This is a genomic window from Streptomyces viridosporus T7A (genome assembly GCF_008704515.1).
Taxonomy (GTDB): Bacteria; Actinomycetota; Actinomycetes; order Streptomycetales; family Streptomycetaceae; genus Streptomyces; species Streptomyces viridosporus.
Genome location: NZ_CP023700.1, coordinates 2,870,561 through 2,894,214 on the forward strand (window position 1 = coordinate 2,870,561; position 23,654 = coordinate 2,894,214).

Genomic DNA, 23,654 nt, shown 5'->3' on the forward strand with positions numbered 1-23,654 from the left:
TTGAGGCTGCGCGGAGATCTCTGTGTGGCATACAGTCTTCACAACCGGGATATGCCTGGCGCATGACCCTCGTATGGGGGCCATGAAAGCACGGGAAGGATTTCCATATGCGCAAGAGAGCTGCTGCTGTCATAAGCGCCGCCTTCATGACCGTCGGCGCGCTGGCCGCTTCGCCCGCCTCGGCCGGTGAAGTCGGCGCGCAGGCGCTGAGCTGCAAGACGAGCGCGGGAAGCACGGGCGGGTGGGCCGAGTGCACCGGTTCCGGTAAGTGGAGGGCGAAGGCCGTCTGCAACTTCGAGGCCGACCTCTACTCGGAGCGAGTGGACCAGAAGAGCGGTACGGTGCGCGTCTACGTCCCCGACTGCACCTTCAGCATCGAGAAGGTTGTTGTCGAGCTGCTGTAAGCAGCTCAGTGAGCGCGTTGGGGGGCGTAGTGCAAGTACGCCCCCCAACGCTGTCAATAGGATTGCACATGCTGTTGGTTGAAGTGAACGATCTGCACCAGGGATACCGGGGGAAGCCGGTGATCCAAGGCGTCAGCCTCACGCTTGAGGCCGGCGCCTTTGGCCTGCTTGGCCCCAACGGGGCCGGAAAAAGCACACTTCTGCGCAGTTTGGCCACCGCGAGCCGGCCGACTTCAGGGGCTCTCAGGCTGTTCGGGCGCGACGTTCGAACGCTCAAGGAACTACGCGCGGCGCGACGTGAAATCGGGTACCTTCCTCAGAGCTTCGCCTATCCTGCCGACTTCACCGTCACAGACTTCGTGCGGCATTGTGCGTGGCTGCGTGAAGTACCGCGAAGCGACATCACGAAGGCGGCGGCGGAGGCCATCGAGCGGGTGGAACTCCAGGGCCAGGCGAGCACTCCGCTGCGTAAGCTCTCCGGAGGCATGCTTCGCCGAGCCGGCATCGCCCAGGCCATCGCCGGCCGCCCCACACTGATCATCCTTGACGAGCCCACCACAGGACTGGACCCGCATCAGCGCGTTCGATTTCGCGAACTCGTGCGCGACTTGGCTCAGGACAGCTGTGTCCTGCTGAGCACGCACCTCGTCGAAGACGTGGCGCACACGTGTGCCCGTATGGGTGTGCTGTATGAGGGCACATTGCGTTTCGTGGGACCGCCGGCAGAGTTGCAAGCGCTCAGTACCGCTGATGCGCCGGGAGACACCCCCTTGGAGCGCGGATACGCAACGGCTCTCGGCGCGCCTTCCCTTCAGGACCGGGCAGGCGCCAAGTGACCGGCTTCCTCGTCGAATTCCGACGCACCCCGTTGCGCTGGGCAGCGCTTCCTTTGTTCGCCGCCGCTGCGGCGATGATTTTCTTCGTCGGCGATCCCTGGCAGGGTTCTTGGCCGGAAACATCAGCGGCGTCTACACGGGCGGCAGTGCCTTTGATGATCGCCGGTGTCGGTCTTGCCGCTCAGCAGTCGTCCCGGCTGCGCCGCAGCGGCTCAGACCTGCTTCTGACCGCTCGGCCCTTGCCGCAGGTGGAACTGGCCCGGCTGGCTGCTGACGCTGCGTGGCTCTGCCTTGTATACGTGCTCTGTACGGCCTGTGCCTGGATCACGGCGGCAGGGGCCCCCGGAGGGCCTTGGCTCGATTACCCGCTGTTCGGTCTCAGTGGAATCATTTTCGCGCTCGCTTTGGGGCATTTTATCGGCCGTATCGCACCCACCCGATTCACCGGGGCGATTGCGGCGATCGGCGGCTTCCTGCTTTTCAGCCTCGTCTTCAGCTCCAACTCGTCACCACTTGCGTACATCGCTTTCTACCATTCAATCGATGTGCGCATTTCGTCCGCGCACCTCGCCTGGCGCCTTGCCATTACGGTCCTGGCTCTGGCGGCGGCTTGCACGGTGGGCTGGGTTCTGGAATCAAGCGGGCGCAGGAAATCAACTTCAATCACAGGTGTCTTCTTTTCTGCCGCAACGTTGATCGCCATCGGAGCCATGCCGGGGAACGGGAGCCTCCTCCTGGAGGGCAGGCAGGCCGAAGAACCGGTATGCGCTCCGAGCGGTGAAAGTTCCGTCTGCGTGTGGCCCGAGCACGCGGACCGTCTTCCGGAAGCAGTCGAAGCGGCACGGAAGGTCGCGCAGGCCGCCGAAGGAGTCCTTTCCCCTCCTGCGCGGTACATGGAGCAGGGACTGGGAGAGGGCGGCACCGGTGGCTTCACCCTGGACCACGGTCCCCGGGACCTGCTTCATACCGTCCTCATCGAGATGACCGACTCTCACAAGAATTGGTGCGAAGAGGAGTCCGAGAAAAAGATGCAGATTCGGGTGGACGCGGGGCTACGGCTCGAAGCGTGGCTCGAGGCGCGGGCAACGAGATCCACCCAGCTGCCCTCCTATGAGTACTCGGGGGATACTTCATGGCAGCAAGATGTCCTCAAAGTCATGAAACTTCCCGACTCCCAGCAGGTAGAATTCGCCACACAGTGGGCCAAGGAGATGCGGACACCGTGCTAACAGCCGATCGGGGGTTTTCGCCACTTCGAAGCCATCTCAGGTCCCATCACAGCGTACGCTCCTTCGTTTTCATGGCCGGATGCGCAGTCGCTCTGACATGGTGGGGCGGTCAAGCCGTCCTGTTCCCCAACGTCAGTGGTGACGAGCCCATCCCCGCCACCGGAGCAGGATTCATCCCCCTCCTCCTGAGCGTAGGCGTGCTGATGTCGACCATCGACAACATGGCGGACTTCTCACATACCGCCGCCCTGCCCAGACGTCATGTTCTCAGCCTGCACCTCGCCGTCGCCTTCGCCATTTCGGCAATTCTCACCTGTCTGGCTCTGCTCCTGTCCCAGGACGCCGCCGCCCTCCCCCTGGCGCTACGGAACCTGCTCGGTTTTACCGGGCTTTCGGCGCTCTCCGCGGCAGTGCTCGGTTCCCGACTCTCCTGGCTCTTCCCCGTGACCCAGGCCGTGCCCGCTTTTTTGATCGGTTCACCAGGAGCACGGGGCACCGATGCCCAGTGGTGGGAATGGCCACGTGCAGCGGTTGAGAACGGGACGGCGTGGACCGTGAGCACGGTGCTCTTCGTCACAGGCGCCGGCCTTTTCATTCTGCGCACCAACCGGCAGTCCTGAAAATTTTCCGACCACCAAACGAAGCATCGAGCCCTTCCCACCCTGATGGCGCAGCTTGGAAGTTGGGCTGACAACGCGGTGAGGCCCCTGGCAGATGGGATCTCGACCGAGGGAACCGTCTCCACCGGAGGCTTCACGTACTTGTTCACCCTTCCGGCACCGACGTGTTCCGCTGACATCCGACGTTGACATCGACAACCGCGGACGGCGGCGACACACGGCAACCTCGTCTGGTGTCAGCGCACGAGGTGGGCCCTGACCAGGCCGAGAGCGGATCGGACTCCTGAGGTGGTGGGCAGATCCGCCTGTTGCTCTCCCGTCGGTGTCCGGGACGTGTGCCCCGGTCGGTCCTTCTGCCTGCCGCGTTTCCGCGGGGGGAAACCGGCTGTGAAGGTGTGCGACATCCCGTGAGTTCCCCTGAGCTCTGCTGACTCCCTGGGCCCGTGGCCGGGGGGTTCTTCCTCCTTCGTGCGAGCACTCGGCATCACCCTCAGGAAAAGAACTTGGCCCGGATTGACGCGACTTGGAGTCGGCGTCAGCAGATCCTTGGGAGAGGCGCAGGCACTCATCCCAGGCTTCAAGAAAGCTCTCGTAGGTGTTGAGGCGTTCTTGGCGCATCCAGTGACCGTGCTCGACGGCACCTTGGTCCTGTACTTGCCGCCGGACGGCTTCGGCGTTCTTTTCCGCGCCGAACTTAGCTGCCCGCGCCCCAACAACCGCTCCCAAGCCGGTTGCCACTAACCCGATCACTGCGATGGCGAGAGGAACCACGAAATCCGTCACGGCGGCACATCATGGCTGCTCAATCAGTTCAAGGGAACACCGCGTCGTGCGGCCTGACAGCAGGACCAACGGCATCACAGCTCGTCAATCAACCGCGAATACATGAACCTGTCCCGGCGTTCGTCCCCCACCTGTTGCCATCCACGCAGCACCGAGCGCAACCCGCGCGGAGCAACCTCACCGCTGCTTCATCAATGACGACAGAGGGTGTCGGGTTTACGGCCGACGATGGACGTATGCGCGAAACCCCAGAAGAACTCGACAAGCTCCAGTCCCTCCTCGACTCCTCCCTCTCCGGGGCGACCGCACACCTCCGCTCGATCGTCGAGGGCCGCACCATCACGGCGGCGCAGCTCACCGGGGTCCTCACCGGCATGTGCACGCTCGCCCTCTCCACGGTGACCGCAAAGGGCGAACCGCGGATCAGCGGCGCCGACGGGCACTTCCTGCACGGCCGGTGGCACTTCGGCACGGCGCGCAACGCCGCCAAGGCCCGTCATCTCGCGGCCCGTCCGGCCGCCAGCGTCGCGCACATGCGCGGCGAGGACCTCGGCGTGTTCACCCACGGCACGGTGGAGGAGCTGAACCCCGAGGACGCCGAGACCACGGCCGACTGGCAGGAACTCCTCGCCTACTTGAAGGACTTCTACGGCGACGACGACGCCTTCGACTGGAACCGCGAGGTCGTCTACTACCGGCTGAACCCGCACTGGATGACCGTCTACGCCCCCGACCTCGACAAGCTCACCGGCAGGTGACGCCGGGCCCGTCGACGAGGGCCTGCACCTGCGCGTACGTGGGTGCGGGGCCGGTCGACGGCACGCCGTCGCGTACCGCCAGCGCCGTGGCGACGGCCTCACCCAGCGCCCGCCGGTACAGCAGCGACCCGAGGCTGCCCCGCCCCCAAGCTCTCAACTCCTTCCCCAAGCTCTCAACTCCGCTTCGCTGCGTTCGAGCAGGGGGCCGCTCGGCGTCTTGCCGGTCCAGGGGACCAGGAACGGCAAGGTCGCGAGTTGGCCCCGAACCCACGGAAGCAACCCCGCAGAGCACGACGACGGACCTTTGAGTTCCCACCGAGAACCCTTCAGTTTGCGTGAACTTACGGGACTCAAGGGGGGCCCGGAAGAGGATGTCCGTATGCGGACAGGAGTGGTCGGACTCAGGAGGGGGCTTCACCTCGCGGACTGGTGCCGCAAGGTGGGCTTGGAGGTCGTGGCGGCATGTGACCGCGACCCCGAACGCCGCGCCGCGGCGCGGGCGCGGCTGCCCGGTGCGGTGCTGGTGGAACGGTGGCAGGAGTTGCTGGGGCACCGTCTTGACGGGGTCGTCCTGGCCAACGACTTCGACGAGCACGCGCCGCTGGCCATCGCGTTCCTGGACCGTGGGGTGCATGTGCTGTCCGAGTCGGCGGCGTGCGTGGACGCCGCGGAGGGTGAGCGGCTCATCGCGGCGGCGGACAGGTCGTCCGCGACCTACTCCTTCGCCGAGAACTACGTGGCCCATCCGCACGTCCGTCTCATCCGCCGGGCGATCGAGGCCGGGGAGCTGGGCCGGGTCAGCCTGATCGAAGCGGACTACCTGCACGGCATGTCCCCGGCCGATGTCACGGGCCTGATCGGTGACCCGGCGCACTGGCGCGGGCGCATCGCTCCCACGGCGTACTGCACGCACACCCTCTCCCCGGTGCTGGCCCTCACGGACGCCTGGCCGGTGGAGGTGTCGGCGTTCCCGGTGGACGAGGCGGACCCGCGCGCCGCGGTCGTCATGGCGGTACGGCTGTCCACCGGGGCGCTGGCCCTCACCCGGCACGGCTTCCTCCAGGGGGAACCCGACAGCCACTGGAGCTGGATCTCCGTACGCGGTACCAAGGCGCTGGCCGAGTCCGTCCGGGCCGCCGGCGAACGGTCCTGGTCGGTCCGTGTCAGGACGGAGGGCTGGGCGACCCCGGAGGGCCACGCCCGCGAGGAGGAACGCACCCCCGTGCCGCTCACCCTCGCCGGGGAGCCCGTGGCACGCGAGGCCGAGGGCACCGTGGCGGTCCTGCGCGCCTTCCGGGCCACGATGGAGCGCGGAGAGCCACCGCTGGTACCGGTACGGCCCGCCGTGGCCGCGTCACTGGTCGGCGTGGCCGGCGCGGAGTCACTGGCCGACGGTTCCCGCCCGGTTCCGGTACCCGTGATGGCGAACTCCCGGCGGGAGACGGACCGGCGGCGCCGCAGGGGGACGAGCTGACCGATCGGGTGTCGGTCACGGGTGACGGTGAACGACCGGCCGCCCTGTACGGCGTCCATGATCTCGCGGGACCGGTCGCGCCGATCCCGCCGGATGTTTTCGGGCTGAACGCTCACACCGGCCATGCCGGTGCCTCGTGCCACGGCGCGCCCCCCAATGGCACCCCTGCCGAAGGCCTGCCCCGACCGCCTTCGACCGCGGGCGTCGCGAGCGACCGGGGCGGGGTCGCGGTCGGGGCCGGCTGCCCCGGGGCCCGGCGGTGGTGTGGACGGTGACGGTCGTGACCGGCTTGGGTAGGACGTCCAGGCAGCGACCGCGCCGCCCCCACCGGCAACGAGACCCAAGGAGTACGCCGCGTGTCCTCTCTCTTCCCGGCCCTGACCGACGCCTCGGCCGCCGACCGGCCCGCCCTGCGGTTCGGCGAGCGCTCACTGACGTACGGGGAACTCGCCGCGGCGGCCGGCGCGGTGGCCGCGGGACTCGGGGCGGCGCGCCGGGTCGCCGTCTGGGCCACGCCGGCGCCGGAGACCGCGGTGGCCGTGACCGCCGCGCTGGCCGCCGGGGTGCCCGTGGTGCCGCTCAACCCCAGGTCGGGCGAGAAGGAGCTGGCGCACATCCTGGCCGACAGCGCCCCGGACCTGGTGCTCACCGCACCGGACGTGGACCTCCCGCCCCCGCTGCGGGAGGTGCCCCGCCTCGACGTCGGCCCGGGCGGCGGGGCGCCGGGCGGGCTCCCCGAGGAGCGGGCGGGCGACGAGGATCCGGCCCTGATCGTCTACACCTCCGGCACCACCGGCCCGCCCAAGGGCGCCGTCCTCCCCCGCCGCGCGGTCGCCGCCACCCTGGACGCGCTCGCCGACGCCTGGCGGTGGACCGGCGACGACGTCCTGGTGCACGGGCTCCCGCTGTTCCACGTGCACGGGCTCGTCCTCGGCACGCTCGGCCCGCTGCGCCGCGGCGGATCCGTGCGCCACCTCGGCCGGTTCACCACCGAGGGCGTGGCGCGCGAGCTGAACGGCGGCGCGACCATGCTGTTCGGCGTGCCGACGATGTACCACCGGATCGCGGAGGCGCTGCCCGGCTCCCCGGAGCTGGTCGAGGCGCTGGCCGGGGCGCGGCTGCTGGTGTCGGGCTCCGCCGCGCTGCCGGTGCACGACCACGAGCGGATCGCGGCGGCGACCGGACGCCGCGTCGTCGAGCGGTACGGCATGACGGAGACCCTGATGAACACCAGTGTCCGCGCGGACGGCGAGGCCCGCCCCGGCACGGTGGGCGTGCCGCTGCCGGGCGTTCGGCTGCGGCTGGTGGAGGAGGACGGGGCACCGGTGGCGGCACACGACGGCGAGACCGTCGGCGAGATCCAGGTGCGCGGGCCGAACCTGTTCACCGAGTACCTCAACCGGCCGGACGCCACGGCCGCCGCCTTCACCGCCGACGGCTGGTTCCGCACCGGCGACATGGCGGTGCGCGACCCCGACGGCTCCGTCCGGATCGTCGGCCGCAAGGCCACCGACCTGATCAAGAGCGGGGGTTACAAGATCGGTGCGGGGGAGATCGAGAACGCGCTGCTGGAGCACCCGGGCGTGCGGGAGGCCGCGGTCACCGGGGAACCGGACGCCGACCTGGGCGAGCGGATCGTGGCGTGGGTCGTCCCGGCGGATCCGCAGTCCCCGCCCGTCACGGAGGAGTTGGCCGAGCACGTCGCCCGTCGTCTCGCCCCGCACAAGCGCCCGCGCGTCGTCCACCACCTCGACGCCCTCCCCCGCAACGACATGGGCAAGATCATGAAGCGGGCGCTGCGCCATGGCTGACCCGGCCGGCCGTCTCTCCGCCCGCGAGGCCGTCGCCCTGGTCACCGACGACTTCTCCGAACTGCCCGCCCCCACCCGGGCCTCCGCCCCCGACGGCCCCCTCGCCTGGCCCGGTTACGACGCCGCCCGTGCCCGCGCCGCCGAACGCACCGGTGAACAGGAGTCCGTGATCTGCGGCGACGCCCGCGTCGAGGGCACCCGGGCGGTGCTGATCGCGTTCGAGTTCGGCTTCCTCGGCGGCTCGCTCGGCGTGCGCACCGGCGACCGCCTGGAGGCGGCGTACACCCATGCCCGCGAGCACCGGCTGCCGGTCGTCCCGCTGATCGCCACCGGCGGCAGCCGGATGCAGGAGGGCATGCTCGCCCTCACCCAGCTCCAGCGCGTGGCCCGCGCGTCGGCGCTCCTGAGGGAGGCGGGGCTGCCGCAGATCGCGGTGGTGCGGGACCCGACGACCGGCGGCGGCTGGGCCACCCTGGGCGCGGGCGCCGACGTGGTCCTCGCCCTGCCCGGGGCCCAGGTCGGCTTCGCCGGCTCGCGGGTGCGGCCGGCGGACGCGGACCCGGCGGCGTACACGGCCGAGGCGCAGGTGGCGGCGGGGGCGGCGGACGCGGTGGTACGGCCCGGGGAACTGCGGGAGACGCTGGGGCGCTGGCTGCGGCTGCTGACCCGCCCGTCGGCCGCGCCGGCCCCGCCGCCCGCGGCCCTGGGCGCACCGGACCTGCCGGCCACCGGCTGGGACGCCGTCCGGCGTGCCCGCGCGCCGCGCCGCCCGCGCGCCACCGCCTACCTGGACGCCTACTTCGCCCACCGCGTCGCGATCGGCGGCGACCGCTGCGGCGGCGCGGACCCCGACGGCGTGCTCTGCGGTTTCGGCGAGCGCGAGGGTCGTACGGTCGCCTACGCGGCGCAGACCGGGGCGGCGACCCGTCCCGCCGGGTACCGCACCGCCGCCCGGCTGGTCCGGCTCGCGGACCGGCTCGGCATCCCGGTGCTGACGCTGGTGGACACCCCGGGCGCGGCCAACGACGCGGAGGCGGAACGGCAGGGGGCGGGAGCGGCGATCGCCGACCTGTTCGGCGCGGTGGCCGCCGCCCGTACCCCGGTCACCACGCTCGTCGTCGGCGAGGGCGGTTCGGGCGGCGCGCTGGCCCTGGCCGCCCCCGGCAACACCTGGGCCACCCCGGACAGTTACTTCTCGGTGATCGCCCCGGAGCTCGCGGCGGCGATCCTCAAGCGCTCCCCGGCGGAGGTCGAGGCCACGGCCGACCGGCTCCGCATCCGGCCGCAGGACCTGGTGGAGCTGGGGGTCGTCCGGGGCATCGTCGAATCCGGATCCGAACAGGGGAGCACGCGTTCCCCGGAACAGGTGATCGTCACCCGTGAGGGCGGACGCGACCCAAGAGGTTGACGATACTCACGGTGTGCGAGCGACGGGCTGCAGACCGTGATCGCACGGGTCCCAACTGACGCATCACCGCAAGGAGAACGCACGATCATGAACCTTCTCACCGACGTCCTCGCCGGCCTCGTCCACTTCATCGGCTGGCTGGTCTGACGTCCGAGGAAGAAGCGACCGCGGCGCCGTCTCCCCGTCCCAGGGAGGCGGCGCCGTTCGCGTGCCCGGTGTCCGTAACCCGTGTGCCGGACCAAGCACCTTGCGTAGCATGGGAGTTCGTCTGCGTCACACACGGCGGGGGAGCGCGCGGCACCATGGACGGGTTGATGCGGTTCAGGACCGAGGACGGCACCGCGGTGGTCGTGGAGGGCGTCGAGGACGGGTCCGGCACCCGGCTCGTCTCGCGCGGCGACGGCCCCGCCCGGGCGGCGCGCACCTTCGAGGGCTCCCTGGAGGGCGTGCGCGCGGCGGCCGCGTCCGCGCTGCGGGTCTTCCGGGACGGCTCGCTCAAACCGGACACGGTGGAGCTGGAGTTCGGGGTGAAGCTGACCGCGGAGGCCGGGGCGATCATCGCCAAGGGCTCGGCGGAGGGACACCTGGTCGTCAAGCTCAGCTGGTCGCCGGGGCAGGGCGGGACGGACACGGGCCCCGGGACGGACTCGAGCGCCGGAGCGGCCGGGGGCGCCGGGACGGACGCGGTCCCCGGGACGGACGGGCGGGCCGCCGGCCGGTCATGAGCGGGGCTGCCGCCCGGCAGCCCCGGACCGGGTGCGGGAGCGAGGCCGGCGCGGGCCTCCCGGTCTCCGTGCCTCCGCGCGCCGGGTGCTCATCTGCGTCGTCCACGTCGTCCGGTGCGGCGCCTCCCCGGGGGTCCGGGTGAGCCCCCCGGAGGACCGAGTGGGACCCCCGGAGGACCGAGTGGGACCCCGGAGGTCCGGGTGAGCTCCCCGGACCGCGGCGCCCCGGATGCGGCGGAGGAAGGGCACACCGGCGGCACCGGCCCCGGCGGCGTCGCCGTACGGGAGCGGGACGTGCGGGCGGGCCGGACACCGCCCGCGCCGGCACGCACCCGCCCCCTGCACGGTGACCGGATCGGTCGCCCGCCGCCGGAAGCGCCGTCGGAAGCGCCGCCGTCGCGCCGCCGGTGTGCCCTTCCTCCGCCGCCGGGTCGGGACGGCTCCTGACCCCCGTTCAGCGGCCCCCCGCCCGGCCCCCCAGGAAAGGCGCCCGCCCCCGGGCCCGCGCACGATGTCGGAGAGGTCCGTCGTCCGGCGGGCCGCTGGGTCCGCACTCGGGAGGATCTGCCGTGACCGCCACTTTGGAGCAGTTGCGCCGCTGCCACTTCGCCGTCGACCTCGGGGCGGCCCGCACCCGGGTGTACGTCAAGGGCTCCGGTCTCGTCGTCGACCAGCCGTCCGTCGCCGCCGTGAACACCCGCACCGGCGCCCTGATCGCGGTCGGCGAGTTCGCGGAGAAGATGACGGGCCGCACGCCGGGCTACATCCGCGTCGTGCGGCCCGTCTCCGGCGGCACCGTCGTCGACATCGAGATGGCGCAGCGCATGTTGCGGCAGTTGCTGAGCGACCGGGTCCGCCGCACACTGCGCCGCAAGCCCCGGCTGCGCGCCGCGGCCTGCACCCCGCACGACGCCGACCCGCTCGCCCAGCGCGCCGCGATCGAGACCCTGGTCGGCCTCGGCGCCCGCCGGGTGGAACTGGTCGACACGCTGATCGCCGCCGCCGTCGGCTGCGGTCTGCCCGTGGAGCGCCCCGAGGCGACCATGGTCATGGTGTGCGGGGCGGCGGCCACGCAGGTGGCGGTGCTCTCCCTGGGGTCGATCGTGACGGCGGAGCGCGTCCCCGTCGGCGGCGAGGCCGTGGACCACGCGATCGTGCAGCATCTGCGCCACCGGCACCAGCTGGTGCTGCCGAGCCAGTCCGTCCGGCCGCTGCAGCTCGCGCTGTCCGGCACCGGGCTCACGCCCGAGGGACCGAGGTCGACGGAGATCCACGGGCGGGACGTCGCCACCGGCCTGGCCCGTTCCGTGAGGGTCGACACGGCCGCCATCCGGGAGGCCATCCAGACACCGCTCACCGCCGTCCTCGACGGCATCGGCAAGGTGCTGCGGGAGTGCCCGCCCGATCTGGTCGCCGACCTCGCCGACCGCGGGATCGTGATGGTCGGCGGGAGCGCCCTGCTGCCGGGCCTGGACCAGATGCTGCGTCAGGCGACGGGCATGCCCGTGCACATCGCCGAGCGGCCGGACGTGTGCGCCGTGGAGGGGCTGGGCGCCATGCTGGAGGGCAGGATCGCACCGATGGTGCTGGATCCGCTGAGGGCCTGAGTCCGGCCGGACCCGGCCGGCCGCGAAGCGGTCACCGGGCGAACCAGCACCGCACCGTCGTGCCCTCGTCGCCGGTGTGCATCCGCACCAGGTCGGCGATCAGGTTGACCAGCAGCAGCCCGCGCCCGCCGCTCCGGCCGCGGACCGGGGGCCGGCGTCCGGCGAGCGGATCGGTGAGCCGTCCCCGGTCGCGCACCTCGCACAGCACGTGGCCGCCCTCGCCCCAGACCCGCAGCACGCCCGCACCGCCGCCGTGCACCACACTGTTCGTGGTCAGCTCGGCCGCGGCGAGGGCCAGGTCCTCCAGGGTGACGCCGGTGAGGCCGAGCCGCCGCCCCTCGTCGGTGGTGAGGTGCCGGACCCGGGTCAGCGACTCGGCGGCGAAGGGGAGGGTCAGCGCGTCCGGCACGAGCGGCAGCGGCTCGTTGTAGCGGGCGACGACGGCGTCGGGGGCGTAGGCGGCGCTGTCCCGCGCCGGGCCGGAGCCGGCCGGGAGGACGACGGGGTGGGTCGCGCGGGCGTCGGCGAGGACCGGTTCGGGCAGGTTCCCGGCGTCGTAGGGGCACAGGATGGTCACCGTGCGGCCCCGGAAGGCGGCGTTGATCAGCGCCTCGTGCTGGGCGCAGGCGGGGTACTCGGCCGCGGAGCGGCCGGCCCAGATCGGCTCGCCGATGATCCGCACCCGGCGCCCGTCCGGCTGGGCGTCGGCGAAGGAGCGCAGCACGCCGGGGATGATCCGGCCGGGGTTGCGTCCGGCCTCCCGCATGTCCAGCAGCCGGACGGCCCGCGCGTCGTCGCCGAGCGCGTCCCGGATCAGCCGCAGCCGGTCACCGGGCACGGCGACCGCCACGGGATCGCCGGCCGCCAGTGCCTCGCGCACGAACGGGACGGTGCCGTCCAGGTACTCCCGCTCGTCCCGGTAGAAGAGGGCGGGGTGGGCGAAGGGTTCGGGGGCGGCCTCCGCCTGTTCGGCCGCGGCTCTCATGACATCGACACCTCGATCGTCGGAAGGTCGGGCCAGAACATCTCCAGCACCCGTCGCAGGGCCGGCGGCGGACGGCGCACCACGAACCGCCGGCCGTCCCCGAGCCGCTCGGCGGCGGCCACCAGGGCATCGGCGCCCGCGACGTCGACGAACGTCACCTCGGACAGCTCCAGGTGGTACACGTCCTCTCCCTCGCGCACCGCCCGCTCCAGCGCGCGTTCCCAGACCGTGTGCGTGGCCAGGCCGACCTCTCCGGCCGCACGGACACCACGGCACCCGTCCAGTGGGCGCACCGTCAGGAACGGCACCGAGGTCCCGGATCCGTGCGGCGCCTGACGCCCAGTGCCCAACACCGCCTCCCCGTGTTCAGGACCAGCAGGTACCCCGGTGATTCCCGGTCATTCCCCGGTCCGGCGTGTAGGGAGGCGCAGGTGGGGCAGGCGCACCCGCAGTACGGCCGGGACCGTGCGCAGCCTACCGCCCCGGTTCCGGCGGTGGCCGAACTCACCCGGACGTCCGGCGACCACCCACGAGGACCGACAAGGCGGTGACATGACTTCCTCGGCACCCCTCCCCCTCCCGGGCAGGACGAACACCTTGGTCATCGGCGGGCGCATGGAGGCGGACCGGGCACTGCTCGTCCCGCGTGGCGAACTCGTCCGCGGGTGCGCGCACGCCCTGGCCGAGAAGCTGGCCCGGCTGCCCGCCGACACGGCGCGGGTGGATCTGGACATGAGCGGCGTGCACTTCATGGACACCGCCGGACTGGAGTTCCTCGACGTCCTGCGCGACCACGGCCGCCGGCGGTCGGTGCCGGTCACGGCCACCCGCTGGAACGGCCAGCCGCGCCGCATCCTGGAGCTCGCCGGCCTCGACACCGCGGACCCGCTGCGCCGCCCGGCCCCGGAAGGCGCATCGGCGCGGGCCGCCTCGGCGGTGTCCCTGGAACGGGCGGAACGGCTGCACACGCTCCAGGCCGAGGTCGAGCAGCTCCGGCAGGCGATCGCCTCCCGCCCGGTCATCGACCAGGCCCGCGGCGTCCTGATGGCCACGTACGGCTGCACCTCGGACGAGGCCTGGCACATTCTCCGGGAGGCCTCCCAGCTGTCCAACACCAAGCTCCGCACGGTCGCCGCGGCCCTGACGGCCTGCGCGGCGGCGGAGGGCACTCCCCCGCCACCGGAGGTCCGCACGGCCCTGACCAGGGCCCTCGCACGCCGACGGTCCTGAGGAACGGCCCAAGGGCCGCGGGCCTTCCGTGAGCTGATGCGCCGTCATCGCCGCCACCGCCGCGATTTCCGTGCTTTTCGCGCCATCTGCGCTTATCGTACTTTTCGCGCTTTCCGTCCTGTCCGCGCCCGTCGTGCCCGTCATGCCCGTTATGCCCGTCGCGTCTGCCGCGCCCGCCGTACCTGCCGCGCCTGCCCCGTGCACACCAGTGCCGCTGGTGAGGACGGCCCTGCGGGGGTACTCGGCTCGCGCGCCGCCGGAGCACCCCTCCCGGCCGCCCGGCGGCGGACGGCCACCTGTTCCACGACGAGGAGGCACCCACGATGACCGAGCACCACACCCCGTCCCAGGCCGAGGGCGACCGCGACGACGAGGAGCCCACCACGAGCTCCGAGCCGCGCCCCACTCCCTCCCAGGCGGAGGGCGACCGCGACGACACGGAGGAGTCCACCGGGACCGACAGCGACACCGGCCCGCCCGGCGCCGGAACCTGAGGAGCCGGGTCCGCGCACGCACGGCGCTGGTTCCTGCGCGTGCAGCGAGTGGTGGGGCGGGTGGGACTCGAACCCACGGCCGACGGATTATGAGTCCGCTGCTCTAACCGGCTGAGCTACCGCCCCATGGCGGCGTGTCGCGTACATGTGTGCGCGCCGTCTGCCGCAGCATAGCCGCTCATACGATCTCCTGCCTCGGCTGGGCGGCTGCGCACGGCCTTCGTGACCATGGAGACCGCACCCGGCCCCGTACGGTTCCGGCGCACATGAAAAAGGACCCCCAAGGGGGTCCTCGTTCATCATGCTCCCCCGACTGGACTCGAACCAGTAACCTGCCGGTTAACAGCCGGCTGCTCTGCCAATTGAGCTACGGAGGACCGAGCTCCCCCGACTGGACTCGAACCAGTAACCTGCCGGTTAACAGCCGGCTGCTCTGCCAATTGAGCTACGGAGGAATGCCTCGTTGCATCGAACGTACCTCCCTGGGTATCCGCCAGGGGGCGCGCGCTCGCTGCGACACATACATTAGCGCAAGCAGGGGGGTGCTCCGCCAATCGGTACTCCCTGCGCGAGCCGCGCCGGAGACCTACGCAGACTTGAGCAGAGGGAAGGGTGTGCCGCCATGCGTTACCGGCTCACGTTCGTCACCGGAGTCGTCCTGGGTTACGTGCTGGGCACGAGGGCCGGACGCGAACGCTACGAGCAGTTGAAGAAGTCCGCGCAGCAGTTCACGCGGAACCCCGCCGTGCGCAACACCGCGGAGACCGCGGCGCAGCAGGGCCGTGAGTTCGCGGGCAAGGCGTACCACGCGGTGAGCGACAAGGTCGGGGACCGCATGCCCGACTCGGTGGCCCACCGGGTGCGCACCCTGCGCGAACGCACCGCGCAGGGGGCCGGTGAGGACGACTGGGGCACGAGCAACACCTAGGGCCGACGGCCCGGCGCGGCGAGGTTCCGGGGTGCGGCAGAATTTCGGGCATGGGGATAGTTGCCGGGTTGGACAGTGCGCCCGATTTCACTCGTATCGTCGTCTGTGACACGGACACCGGGGCCGTGATCAGGCAGGGATATGCGCCACACCCGGTGGAGAGCCCCGTGGGCGGAGGCCGTCCCTCCGACGTCGATCCGCAGGCCTGGCTGCTGTCGCTGGGCGAGGCCGCGGGCGGCGGGCTGCTGGAGGGGGTGCAGGCCATCGGGGTCTCCGCGCAGCAGAACGCGCTGGTGCCGCTGGACGCGCAGGGCAACACGGTGCGGCCCGCCCTGGTCGGCGGCGACAAGCGGGCGCAGGTCGCGGCGGCCGACCTGATCGAGGCGCTCGGCGGGCGCGAGGCGTGGGCGCAGGCGGTGGGGAGCGTGCCGCAGGCCGCACAGCCGGTGACCAAGCTGCGCTGGATGGCCCGCAGCGAGCCCGAGAACGCCGCGCGCACGGCGATGCTGCTGCAGGCGCACGACTGGCTGGTGTGGCAGTTGCTGGGCCGGCCGGTGCGCCGGACCACCGACCGGGGCGGCGCCTCCGGCACCGGCTACTGGGCGGCGGCCACCGGTGGTTACCGCCCCGACCTGATCGAGCTGGCGCTCGGGCACCAGGCCGTGGTGCCCGAGGTGATCGGCCCGGCGGAGGCGGCCGGGACGACGCCGGAGGGGCTGCTGATCTCCGCCGGGACCGGCGAGACGATGGCGGCGGCCTTCGGGCTGGGGATCGGGCTGGGCGACGCGGTGGTGTCGCTGGGGGCGTCCGGGTCGGCCATGGCCGTGCACCCCGAGGCGCTGTACGACCCGAGCGGGACGATCACCTCCCTCGCCGACGCGACCGGTATGCACCTGCCCGTCGTCACCACGCTGAACGCCGTGCGGACCCTGCGCGGCACGGCGGAGCTGCTCGGGGTGCCCGACCTGGAGACCCTGTCCGACCTGGCGATGAAGTCGACGCCGGGGGCGCACGGGCTGGTGCTGCTGCCCTACCTGGAGGGCGAGCGGACGCCGAACCTGCCGCACACCGCCGGGACCCTGGCGGGGCTGCGGCGCGAGTCGATGAAGCCGGAGCACCTGGCGCGGGCCGCGTTCGAGGGGATGCTGTGCGGGCTGGCGGACGCGCTGGACGTGCTGCGCGGCCGGGGCGTGGAGGTGCGGCGGGTCTTCCTGCTGGGGCCGGTCGCGGAGCTGCCCGCCGTGCAGGCGGCGGCGCCGCCGCTGTTCGGGGTGCAGGTGATGGTGCCGCAGCCCGCGGACTACGCCGCGGTCGGCGCGGCCCGGCAGGCGGCCTGGGCGCTCGGCGTCTCCCAGGGCACCCTGGACCCGCGCACCCCACCGGTCTGGCAGGGCGCGGCGGCGCAGGTGCTGGACCCGGGTGAGGAACTGGCGGTGGGCCAGGCGGTGCGCCAGCAGTTCGTGTCGGTGCGCGAGCAGACCCACCCGGGGGCGTTCCGGCTGTGACGCCGCGGCGCGGTCCGGCGCGTTAAATCGGTTGAGGTAACGCGGGTGGAGTGTTCGACGATGGGGGCCACGGGCAACCAACGCCCCCGTCGACCACTCCGAGAGAAGCAGCGTGCTCATCAGACTTCTGCGTGCCCATCTCAGGCCCTACAAGAGACCCATCGCCCTCCTGGTGCTGCTGCAGTTCCTGCAGACCTGCGCCTCGCTCTACCTGCCCACCTTGAACGCGGACATCATCGACGACGGTGTGGTCCAGGGGGACAGCGGCTACATCCTGACCCACGGCGCCGTGATGATCGGCGTCTCGCTGGTGCAGGTCGTGTGCAACGTGGGCGCCGTGTACTACGGCGCCCGGACCGCGGCGGCGCTGGGGCGGGACGTGCGCGCCGCCGTGTTCGACCGGGTGCAGTCGTTCTCCGCGCGTGAGGTCGGTCACTTCGGCGCGCCCTCGCTGATCACCCGGACGACGAACGACGTCCAGCAGGTGCAGATGCTGGTCCTGATGACGTTCACCCTGATGGTGTCGGCGCCGATCATGTGTGTGGGCGGCATCGTGATGGCGCTCGGGCTGGACGTCCCGCTGTCCGGGGTGCTGGTCGCGGTGGTGCCGGTGCTGGGGATCTGCGTGACGCTGATCGTGCGGCGGCTGCGGCCGCTGTTCCGGACCATGCAGGAGCGGCTGGACACGGTGAACCGGGTGCTGCGCGAGCAGATCACCGGCAACCGGGTGATCCGGGCGTTCGTGCGGGACGCCTACGAGCAGCGGCGGTTCCGGAAGGCCAACACCGAGCTGACCGAGGTGTCGCTGGGCACCGGCAACCTGCTGGCGCTGATGTTCCCGGTGGTCATGACGGTGGTGAACCTGTCGTCGATCGCGGTGGTGTGGTTCGGTGCGCACCGCATCGACAGCGGCGGGATGCAGATCGGCGACCTGACCGCGTTCCTCGCCTATCTGATGCAGATCGTCATGTCCGTGATGATGGCCACCTTCATGTTCATGATGGTGCCGCGCGCCGAGGTGTGCGCCGAGCGCATCCACGAGGTGCTGGACACCTCCTCGAGCGTCGTGCCGCCCGTCGCGCCCGTCACCGAGCTGCGCCGCCACGGCCATCTGGAACTGAGGGGCGCCGGCTTCGGCTATCCGGGCGCCGAGGAGCCGGTGCTGAAGGCCGTCGACCTGGTGGCGCGGCCGGGTGAGGTCACCGCCGTGATCGGCTCCACCGGCAGCGGCAAGTCCACGCTGCTCGGACTGGTCCCCCGGCTGTTCGACGCGACCGACGGCGAGGTGCTGGTGGACGGCGTGCCCGTGGCGGACATCGACCCGGCGCTGCTGGCACGGACGGTCTCCCTGGTGCCGCAGAAGCCGTACCTGTTCGCGGGGACGGTGGCGACCAACCTGCGGTACGGCAATCCGGACGCCACCGACGAGGAGCTGTGGCACGCGCTGGAGGTGGCGCAGGCCGAGGAGTTCGTGCGGCGGCTGGAGGGCGGGCTCGACGCGCCGATCGCGCAGGGCGGCACCAATGTCTCCGGCGGTCAGCGCCAACGGCTCGCGATCGCGCGGACGCTGGTGCAGCGCCCGGAGATCTACCTCTTCGACGACTCCTTCTCCGCGCTCGACTACGCCACCGACGCGGCCCTGCGCGCGGCGCTGGCCGAGGAGACCGCCGAGGCGACCGTGGTGATCGTCGCCCAGCGGGTGGCGACCATCCGGGACGCCGACCGGATCGTGGTGCTGGACGAGGGCCGGGTGGTCGGCACCGGCCGGCACCACGAGCTGATGGCGGACAACGAGACCTACCGGGAGATCGTGCTCTCCCAGCTGACGGAAGCGGAGGCTGCCTGATGGCGGGGCCTGCGGCGCGGATGATGGCCGGAGGCGGCCCCGACCAGCGCACGATGGACTTCAAGGGATCGGGCAAACGGCTGATCGCCCGGTTCGGACCGGAACGGCTGACGATCTACGGGCTGCTGGCCTGTGTGGTGCTGAGCGTGGGGCTCAGCGTGATCGGGCCGAAGATCCTCGGCCGGGCGACCGACCTGGTCTTCGCGGGCATCGTGGGGCGTGAGATGCCCGCGGGCGCCTCCAAGGAGCAGGTGCTGGACTCGATGCGCGAGCGCGGCGACGGCGACGTCGCCGACATGCTCCGCAGCACCGACTTCACCCCCGGCGAGGGCATCGACTTCACCGCCGTGGGACACGTCCTGCTGCTCGCGCTGACGGTGTTCGGGGCCGCCGGCCTGCTGATGGCGGTGGCGACGCGCCTGGTGAACCGGGCCGTGAACCGCACCATGTACCGGATGCGCGAGGACGTGCAGACGAAGCTGTCGCGGCTGCCGCTGTCGTACTTCGACCGGCGGCAGCGCGGGGAGGTGCTCAGCCGGGCCACCAACGACATCGACAACATCGGGCAGACGCTGCAGCAGTCGATGGGCCAGCTGATCAACTCGCTGCTCACCGTCATCGGCGTGCTGGCGATGATGTTCTACGTCTCCTGGATCCTCGCGCTGGTCGCGCTGGTGACCGTGCCGCTGTCGTTCGTGGTCGCCACGCGCGTGGGCAAGCGGTCGCAGCCGCACTTCGTGCAGCAGTGGCGCACGACCGGCACGCTCAACGCGCACATCGAGGAGATGTACACCGGGCACGCCCTGGTGAAGGTGTTCGGGCGGCAGGAGGAGTCGGCGAAGCGGTTCGCCGAGGAGAACGAGGCGCTGTACGAGGCCGGGTTCCGGGCGCAGTTCAACAGCGGCGTCATGCAGCCGCTGATGTTCTTCGTGTCGAACATCAACTACGTGCTGGTGGCGGTGGTCGGCGGTCTGCGGGTCGCGTCGGGCGCGCTGTCCATCGGTGACGTCCAGGCCTTCATCCAGTACTCGCGGCAGTTCTCGATGCCGCTGACGCAGCTCGCCTCGATGGCGAACCTGGTGCAGTCGGGCGTCGCGTCGGCCGAGCGGGTCTTCGAACTGCTGGACGCCGAGGAGCAGCAGGCCGACCCCGAGCCGGCCGAGAGGCCGGCCGCGCTGCGCGGGCGGGTGGCGCTGGAGCAGGTGTCGTTCCGCTACGACCCCGACAAGCCGCTGATCGAGAACCTGACGCTGAAGGTCGAGCCGGGGCAGACGGTGGCCGTCGTCGGCCCGACCGGCGCCGGCAAGACGACGCTGGTGAACCTGCTGATGCGGTTCTACGAGGTCTCCGGCGGGCGCATCACCCTCGACGGGGTGGACATCGCGCGGATGTCCCGGGACGAACTGCGCGCCGGCATCGGCATGGTGCTCCAGGACACCTGGCTGTTCGGCGGCACCATCGCGGAGAACATCGCCTACGGCGCCACCCGCGAGGTCACCCGGGCGGAGATCGAGGAGGCGGCCCGGGCGGCCCACGCCGACCGGTTCATCCGCACCCTGCCCGACGGCTACGACACGGTGATCGACGACGAGGGCAGCGGGGTCAGCGCCGGCGAGAAGCAGCTCATCACCATCGCGCGGGCGTTCCTGTCCGACCCGGTGATCCTGGTGCTGGACGAGGCGACGAGCTCCGTGGACACCCGCACCGAGGTGCTGATCCAGAAGGCGATGGCCGAACTGGCGCACGGACGCACCTCGTTCGTCATCGCGCACCGGCTCTCCACGATCCGGGACGCGGACACGATCCTCGTCATGGAGAACGGCTCGATCGTCGAACAGGGCTCGCACGAGAAGCTGCTGGCGGCCGGCGGGGCGTACGCGCGGCTGTACCGGGCGCAGTTCGCGCAGGCGGTGGCGGAGGTGGACTGAACCGACGCGGCGGGTCGCCCCGGTCGGGGCGGCCCGTCCCCGCGTCAGTCCAGGTAGCCGCGCAGCTGGTCGGCGAAGGCGTGGTCGCGGAGCTTGTTGAGGGTCTTGGACTCGATCTGCCGGATCCGCTCGCGGGTCACGCCGAAGATGCGGCCTATCTCCTCCAGGGTGCGGGGGCGGCCGTCGACGAGTCCGTAGCGGAGCTGGACGACCTTGCGCTCCCGCTCCCCCAGCGTCGACAGCACCGCCTCCAGGTGCTCCCTCAGCAGCAGGAACGCGGCCGACTCGACCGGGCTCGCGGCGTCACCGTCCTCGATGAGGTCGCCGAGGGCCACGTCGTCCTCCTCGCCCACCGGGGCGTGCAGGGAGACCGGTTCCTGGGCGAGCCGCAGGACCTCGCCGACCCGCTCGGGGGGCAGGTCGAGGTGGGCGGCGACCTCCTCCGGGGTCGGCTCGCGGCCGCGCTCCTGGAGCATGCGGCGCTGGACGCGGACGACGCGGTTGATGAGCTCGACGACGTGGACGGGGACGCGGATGGTGCGGGCCTGGTCCGCCAGCGCGCGGGACATGGCCTGGCGGATCCACCAGGTGGCGTAGGTGGAGAACTTGTAGCCGCGGGCGTAGTCGAACTTCTCCACCGCCCGGATCAGACCGAGGTTGCCCTCCTGGACCAGGTCGAGCATGGTCAGCCCGCGGCCCACGTACCGCTTGGCGACGGACACCACGAGCCGCAGGTTCGCCTCGATGAGGCGGCGCTTGGCCATCCGCCCCATGACGACGAGCCGGTCCAGGTCGTGGGCGAGCCGGCTGTCCAGGTCGGGCGTGAGCCGCAGCTTCTCCTCGGCGAACAGCCCGGCCTCGACGCGGCGGGCGAGTTCGACCTCCTCGGCCGCGGTGAGCAGGGGGATGCGGCCGATCTCCCGCAGGTACTGGCGGAACAGGTCCGAGGAGGGGCCGCCGGTCTCGGGGCGCGGGGGCGGGGTCTCGGCGGGCTCGGCGGGCTCCCTCGCGTCCGCGGGCGGTTCGGCCGGCTCGGGCGGGGCCCCGGGGTCCGTCCCGGCCCCGGGGTGGTGCACGACACGGCTCTGCGCGGGCACCGCCACCAGGACGTCCGCGGCCGGCGGCGCGCCGACCGTGCTCGTGTCGGTCTGGGCGAGGGTCTGGGTCTGCACGGGGGCGACCTCCAGGATGATCGCCGTCGCCGGGAGGGGCGGCAGCGGTACTTCGGGAGCGGAGTCGGCGGCCTCGCCGCTGTCCGTCCCGTACGCGATGGGCGGAACCGCGGGTGTCCGGGACCCGTCGTTGACGGATCGGCCGCGCTCCGAGGACTCAGGCACCGCACCCCAGTGTGGGGTACGACACATCGTCCCCACGAGGGGCGTGCGATGACTTTTTGCGTCCGGTCCGTGACCGGGCGGTTACACCGCACGGAAACCCGGATGCCGGGCGCGGCCCCGGTCTGGGACGATCCACCGGTGTCCGATCCTCTGTACGAAACCCATGTGACGGTCCGCTGCCGCGGCCCCGAGGAGCCGGAGCGGTTGCGCCGGTGGGCCGCCGCGGCCGGTCTCAAGCTGACGCACATCGTGCTGTCCCGGGGCCGGATGCGCGACCAGCCCATGCTCACCCTGTCCGGCTCCCGCACCCGGGCCGAGGAGGAGGCGCGGGCGCGGGAGGTCGTGGAGCGGCTGCGGGCGGACAGGTTCGAGCCCGTGCGCGTGAAGACCGAGACGTCGCCGTGGGCCCCGGAGGTGCCGGACGGACCGTGCCCGGACGGGCGGTACTTCGAGCACCACGTCAAGCTGCTGCTCACCGCCGGCGCGGATCTGGACGCCCTGGCGGCCCGGGTCGTGCCGCACGGCGCCCATCTGTCGTGGAACGCCCGGCGGGTGCGCGAGGAGGCGCGGCACGAGCGGTTCGTCACCCAGCGCCACCACGGGGACGCCGAGGGCGCCGCACGGGCCCTGGGAGGTCTGCTGGCGGACCTCGGCGGTTACGAAGTGCTGAGCGTGGAGCGGGAGTTCGTGCTCCACGACAGTGACGTGTCGGTGGACGAGGGATGGCTCACGGAGCCGGTGGGGGGACGACGATGAGCGGCACGGCCGGGTGGGGGTCCGGCGGGTGGATCGACGGGGTTCCCCGCGAGCCGCTGGACGAGGCCGCGCGCGGGGCGGACGACCTGCCGCGGACGCTGCGGTGGGTGCCGGGGGACGGCGTGGTGCAGCGCCCCGTCTTCGACCCCGCCCTGAAGCACCACCGCAACGCCTACCGCGCGACCGACCCCCGGTTCGCCGACCCGGCCCGGGACGACTCGTGGCGGGCGGCGCGGCGCCGGGCGCTGGACCTGGTGCTGGCCGCGGTCGCGGACTCGGAGTGGGTGGACGCGCTGGTGCTGCGGGGCAGCGTGCTGATGTCGGCGTGGTTCGGCGACGCCGCCCGCGAGCCGGGCGACCTGGACTTCGTCGTCGTGCCGCACACCTGGCGGATCGACGACGGGCGGACCGGGCGGATGCTGTCCGGGATCGCCGAGGCCGCGCAGGCGACGGCCGACGCGCGCGGACCGGGGGTCGGGATCTCGGCCCGGGGCGCGGTGGTGGAGGACATCTGGACCTACGACCGGGTGCCGGGGCGGCGCATGGTGCTGCCGTGGGGGGCGCCGGGGCTGCCGGGCGGTCATGTGCAGCTCGACTTCGTCTTCAACGAGAAGCTGCCCGAGGCCCCCGAGCCGGTGGAGCTGCCGGGCGGCGCGGTGGTGCAGGCGGCGACGCCGGGCCTGTCGCTGGCGTGGAAGCTGATGTGGCTGCTCACGGATGTGCACGGGCAGGGCAAGGACCTGTACGACGCCGTGCTCCTGGCGGAGCGGTACCCGCTGCGCCACGCGCTGCTGCACGAGGTGTTCCGGCTGTCGGGCGAGTGGCCGTACCCGTACCGCGAGCAGGTCCTGCTGGAGGACGTGGTGGAGGCGGTCCGGGAGGTCGAGTGGGAGCACTTCGTCACGGAGTACCCGCGGTTCAAGGACGCCGAGCAGGAGTTCGTCGACCGGCTGGTGCGGGCGGTGACGCCCGCGTTCACCCGGGACTGAC

Annotated in this window: 22 protein-coding genes, 3 tRNA genes and 1 pseudogene; 18 read left to right on the forward strand and 8 right to left on the reverse strand. The window is 72.0% G+C overall.

Translation table 11 applies throughout. The annotated features are described in order from the left end of the window. Positions 1-107 precede the first annotated feature (107 nt). From CP969_RS13370 to CP969_RS13390, 5 genes are all read left to right on the forward strand, one after another. A complete protein-coding gene (locus CP969_RS13370; protein WP_016826394.1) occupies positions 108-404 on the forward strand; it encodes a hypothetical protein in 297 nt (98 codons plus the stop codon). A 68-nt stretch (positions 405-472) separates the two neighbouring features. Continuing rightward, positions 473-1,240 (forward strand): ATP-binding cassette domain-containing protein, encoded by a 768-nt coding sequence (locus CP969_RS13375; protein ID WP_016826393.1) that lies wholly within the window; start codon positions 473-475, stop codon positions 1,238-1,240. After that, positions 1,237-2,469 carry a DUF7224 domain-containing protein gene (locus CP969_RS13380; RefSeq protein ID WP_106431068.1) on the forward strand — a complete coding sequence of 411 codons (1,233 nt, stop codon included), beginning with the start codon at positions 1,237-1,239 and terminating at the stop codon, positions 2,467-2,469. The genes CP969_RS13375 and CP969_RS13380 overlap by 4 nt, the downstream gene beginning before the upstream one ends. A gap of 203 nt (positions 2,470-2,672) precedes the next feature. Then, a complete protein-coding gene (locus CP969_RS13385) occupies positions 2,673-3,089 on the forward strand; it encodes a hypothetical protein (RefSeq protein WP_223887073.1) in 417 nt (138 codons plus the stop codon). 1,019 nt (positions 3,090-4,108) lie between these two features. Beyond that, entirely contained in the window at positions 4,109-4,630 is a 522-nt protein-coding gene (locus CP969_RS13390; RefSeq protein WP_016826390.1) for a pyridoxamine 5'-phosphate oxidase family protein, read from the forward strand. On the opposite strand, the gene CP969_RS13395 is transcribed toward CP969_RS13390, so the two are convergent. Continuing rightward, positions 4,617-4,799 carry a hypothetical protein gene (locus CP969_RS13395; protein ID WP_078495420.1) on the reverse strand — a complete coding sequence of 61 codons (183 nt, stop codon included), beginning with the start codon at positions 4,797-4,799 and terminating at the stop codon, positions 4,617-4,619. The genes CP969_RS13390 and CP969_RS13395 overlap by 14 nt on opposite strands. Before the next feature lie 210 nt (positions 4,800-5,009). Here CP969_RS13395 and CP969_RS13400 point away from each other — a divergent pair, with 210 nt between their 5' ends. Beyond that, positions 5,010-6,104, forward strand: coding sequence for a Gfo/Idh/MocA family protein (locus CP969_RS13400; protein ID WP_051044426.1), 1,095 nt, complete (start codon positions 5,010-5,012; stop codon positions 6,102-6,104). Here CP969_RS13400 and CP969_RS33800 read toward each other — a convergent pair. Then, positions 6,053-6,229, reverse strand: a pseudogene (locus CP969_RS33800) (prevent-host-death protein); the annotation flags it as partial. The gene CP969_RS13400 and the pseudogene CP969_RS33800 overlap by 52 nt on opposite strands. Positions 6,230-6,460: 231 nt before the next feature. Here CP969_RS33800 and CP969_RS13410 point away from each other — a divergent pair. The 4 genes from CP969_RS13410 to mreB all read left to right on the forward strand — a co-directional run bounded on the left by CP969_RS13410 (position 6,461) and on the right by mreB (position 11,655). Continuing rightward, entirely contained in the window at positions 6,461-7,915 is a 1,455-nt protein-coding gene (locus tag CP969_RS13410) for an acyl-CoA synthetase (RefSeq protein WP_016826387.1), read from the forward strand. Then, the gene (locus CP969_RS13415) at positions 7,908-9,323 is read left to right on the forward strand and encodes a carboxyl transferase domain-containing protein (protein ID WP_109538792.1); all 1,416 of its coding nucleotides are present in this window, start codon (positions 7,908-7,910) and stop codon (positions 9,321-9,323) included. The genes CP969_RS13410 and CP969_RS13415 overlap by 8 nt, the downstream gene beginning before the upstream one ends. A gap of 302 nt (positions 9,324-9,625) precedes the next feature. Next, the gene (locus CP969_RS13420) at positions 9,626-10,048 is read left to right on the forward strand and encodes a CU044_2847 family protein (RefSeq protein WP_016826386.1); all 423 of its coding nucleotides are present in this window, start codon (positions 9,626-9,628) and stop codon (positions 10,046-10,048) included. 569 nt (positions 10,049-10,617) lie between these two features. After that, on the forward strand, positions 10,618-11,655 hold the full coding sequence (mreB, locus tag CP969_RS13425) for a rod shape-determining protein (RefSeq protein ID WP_026085208.1): 1,038 nt from the start codon (positions 10,618-10,620) through the stop codon (positions 11,653-11,655). A 31-nt stretch (positions 11,656-11,686) separates the two neighbouring features. Here the strand turns inward: mreB and CP969_RS13430 are convergent, their stop codons facing one another. Together CP969_RS13430 and CP969_RS13435 are read right to left on the reverse strand one after the other, a co-directional pair. Further along, positions 11,687-12,640 (reverse strand): anti-sigma factor RsbA family regulatory protein, encoded by a 954-nt coding sequence (locus tag CP969_RS13430; protein ID WP_016826384.1) that lies wholly within the window; start codon positions 12,638-12,640, stop codon positions 11,687-11,689. Beyond that, positions 12,637-12,993: an STAS domain-containing protein gene (locus tag CP969_RS13435; protein WP_004988473.1), complete on the reverse strand. Its 357-nt coding sequence runs from the start codon at positions 12,991-12,993 to the stop codon at positions 12,637-12,639. Before CP969_RS13435 ends, CP969_RS13430 begins: the two co-directional genes overlap by 4 nt. A 199-nt stretch (positions 12,994-13,192) precedes the next feature. Here CP969_RS13435 and CP969_RS13440 point away from each other — a divergent pair, with 199 nt between their 5' ends. Then, positions 13,193-13,870 (forward strand): ANTAR domain-containing response regulator, encoded by a 678-nt coding sequence (locus tag CP969_RS13440; protein WP_026085207.1) that lies wholly within the window; start codon positions 13,193-13,195, stop codon positions 13,868-13,870. A 323-nt stretch (positions 13,871-14,193) separates the two neighbouring features. After that, complete coding sequence (locus CP969_RS33220; RefSeq protein WP_016826381.1) at positions 14,194-14,364, forward strand: hypothetical protein; 171 nt, start codon at positions 14,194-14,196, stop codon at positions 14,362-14,364. A 49-nt stretch (positions 14,365-14,413) separates the two neighbouring features. On the opposite strand, the gene CP969_RS13445 is transcribed toward CP969_RS33220, so the two are convergent. From CP969_RS13445 to CP969_RS13455, 3 genes are all read right to left on the reverse strand, one after another. Beyond that, positions 14,414-14,490 (reverse strand) — tRNA-Ile (locus CP969_RS13445). A 178-nt stretch (positions 14,491-14,668) separates the two neighbouring features. Then, positions 14,669-14,741 (reverse strand) — tRNA-Asn (locus CP969_RS13450). 5 nt (positions 14,742-14,746) lie between these two features. Continuing rightward, positions 14,747-14,819 (reverse strand) — tRNA-Asn (locus CP969_RS13455). 167 nt (positions 14,820-14,986) lie between these two features. On the opposite strand from CP969_RS13455, the gene CP969_RS13460 reads away from it, so the two are divergent. The 4 genes from CP969_RS13460 (at position 14,987) to CP969_RS13475 (ending at position 20,571) form a co-directional block, all read left to right on the forward strand. Continuing rightward, complete coding sequence (locus CP969_RS13460; protein ID WP_004988467.1) at positions 14,987-15,292, forward strand: hypothetical protein; 306 nt, start codon at positions 14,987-14,989, stop codon at positions 15,290-15,292. Positions 15,293-15,342: 50 nt separating this feature from the next. After that, entirely contained in the window at positions 15,343-16,797 is a 1,455-nt protein-coding gene (locus tag CP969_RS13465) for an FGGY family carbohydrate kinase (protein ID WP_026085206.1), read from the forward strand. 112 nt (positions 16,798-16,909) lie between these two features. After that, the gene (locus CP969_RS13470; protein ID WP_004988461.1) at positions 16,910-18,643 is read left to right on the forward strand and encodes an ABC transporter ATP-binding protein; all 1,734 of its coding nucleotides are present in this window, start codon (positions 16,910-16,912) and stop codon (positions 18,641-18,643) included. Then, a complete protein-coding gene (locus CP969_RS13475) occupies positions 18,643-20,571 on the forward strand; it encodes an ABC transporter ATP-binding protein (RefSeq protein ID WP_026085205.1) in 1,929 nt (642 codons plus the stop codon). The genes CP969_RS13470 and CP969_RS13475 overlap by 1 nt, the downstream gene beginning before the upstream one ends. Positions 20,572-20,615: 44 nt before the next feature. Here the strand turns inward: CP969_RS13475 and CP969_RS13480 are convergent, their stop codons facing one another. Then, a complete protein-coding gene (locus CP969_RS13480; protein WP_016826378.1) occupies positions 20,616-21,908 on the reverse strand; it encodes an RNA polymerase sigma factor in 1,293 nt (430 codons plus the stop codon). A gap of 102 nt (positions 21,909-22,010) precedes the next feature. On the opposite strand from CP969_RS13480, the gene CP969_RS13485 reads away from it, so the two are divergent. Further along, positions 22,011-22,664 (forward strand): hypothetical protein, encoded by a 654-nt coding sequence (locus tag CP969_RS13485; protein ID WP_016826377.1) that lies wholly within the window; start codon positions 22,011-22,013, stop codon positions 22,662-22,664. Further along, positions 22,661-23,653: a nucleotidyl transferase AbiEii/AbiGii toxin family protein gene (locus CP969_RS13490; RefSeq protein WP_016826376.1), complete on the forward strand. Its 993-nt coding sequence runs from the start codon at positions 22,661-22,663 to the stop codon at positions 23,651-23,653. The genes CP969_RS13485 and CP969_RS13490 overlap by 4 nt, the downstream gene beginning before the upstream one ends. The last annotated feature ends 1 nt before the right edge of the window (position 23,654 follow it).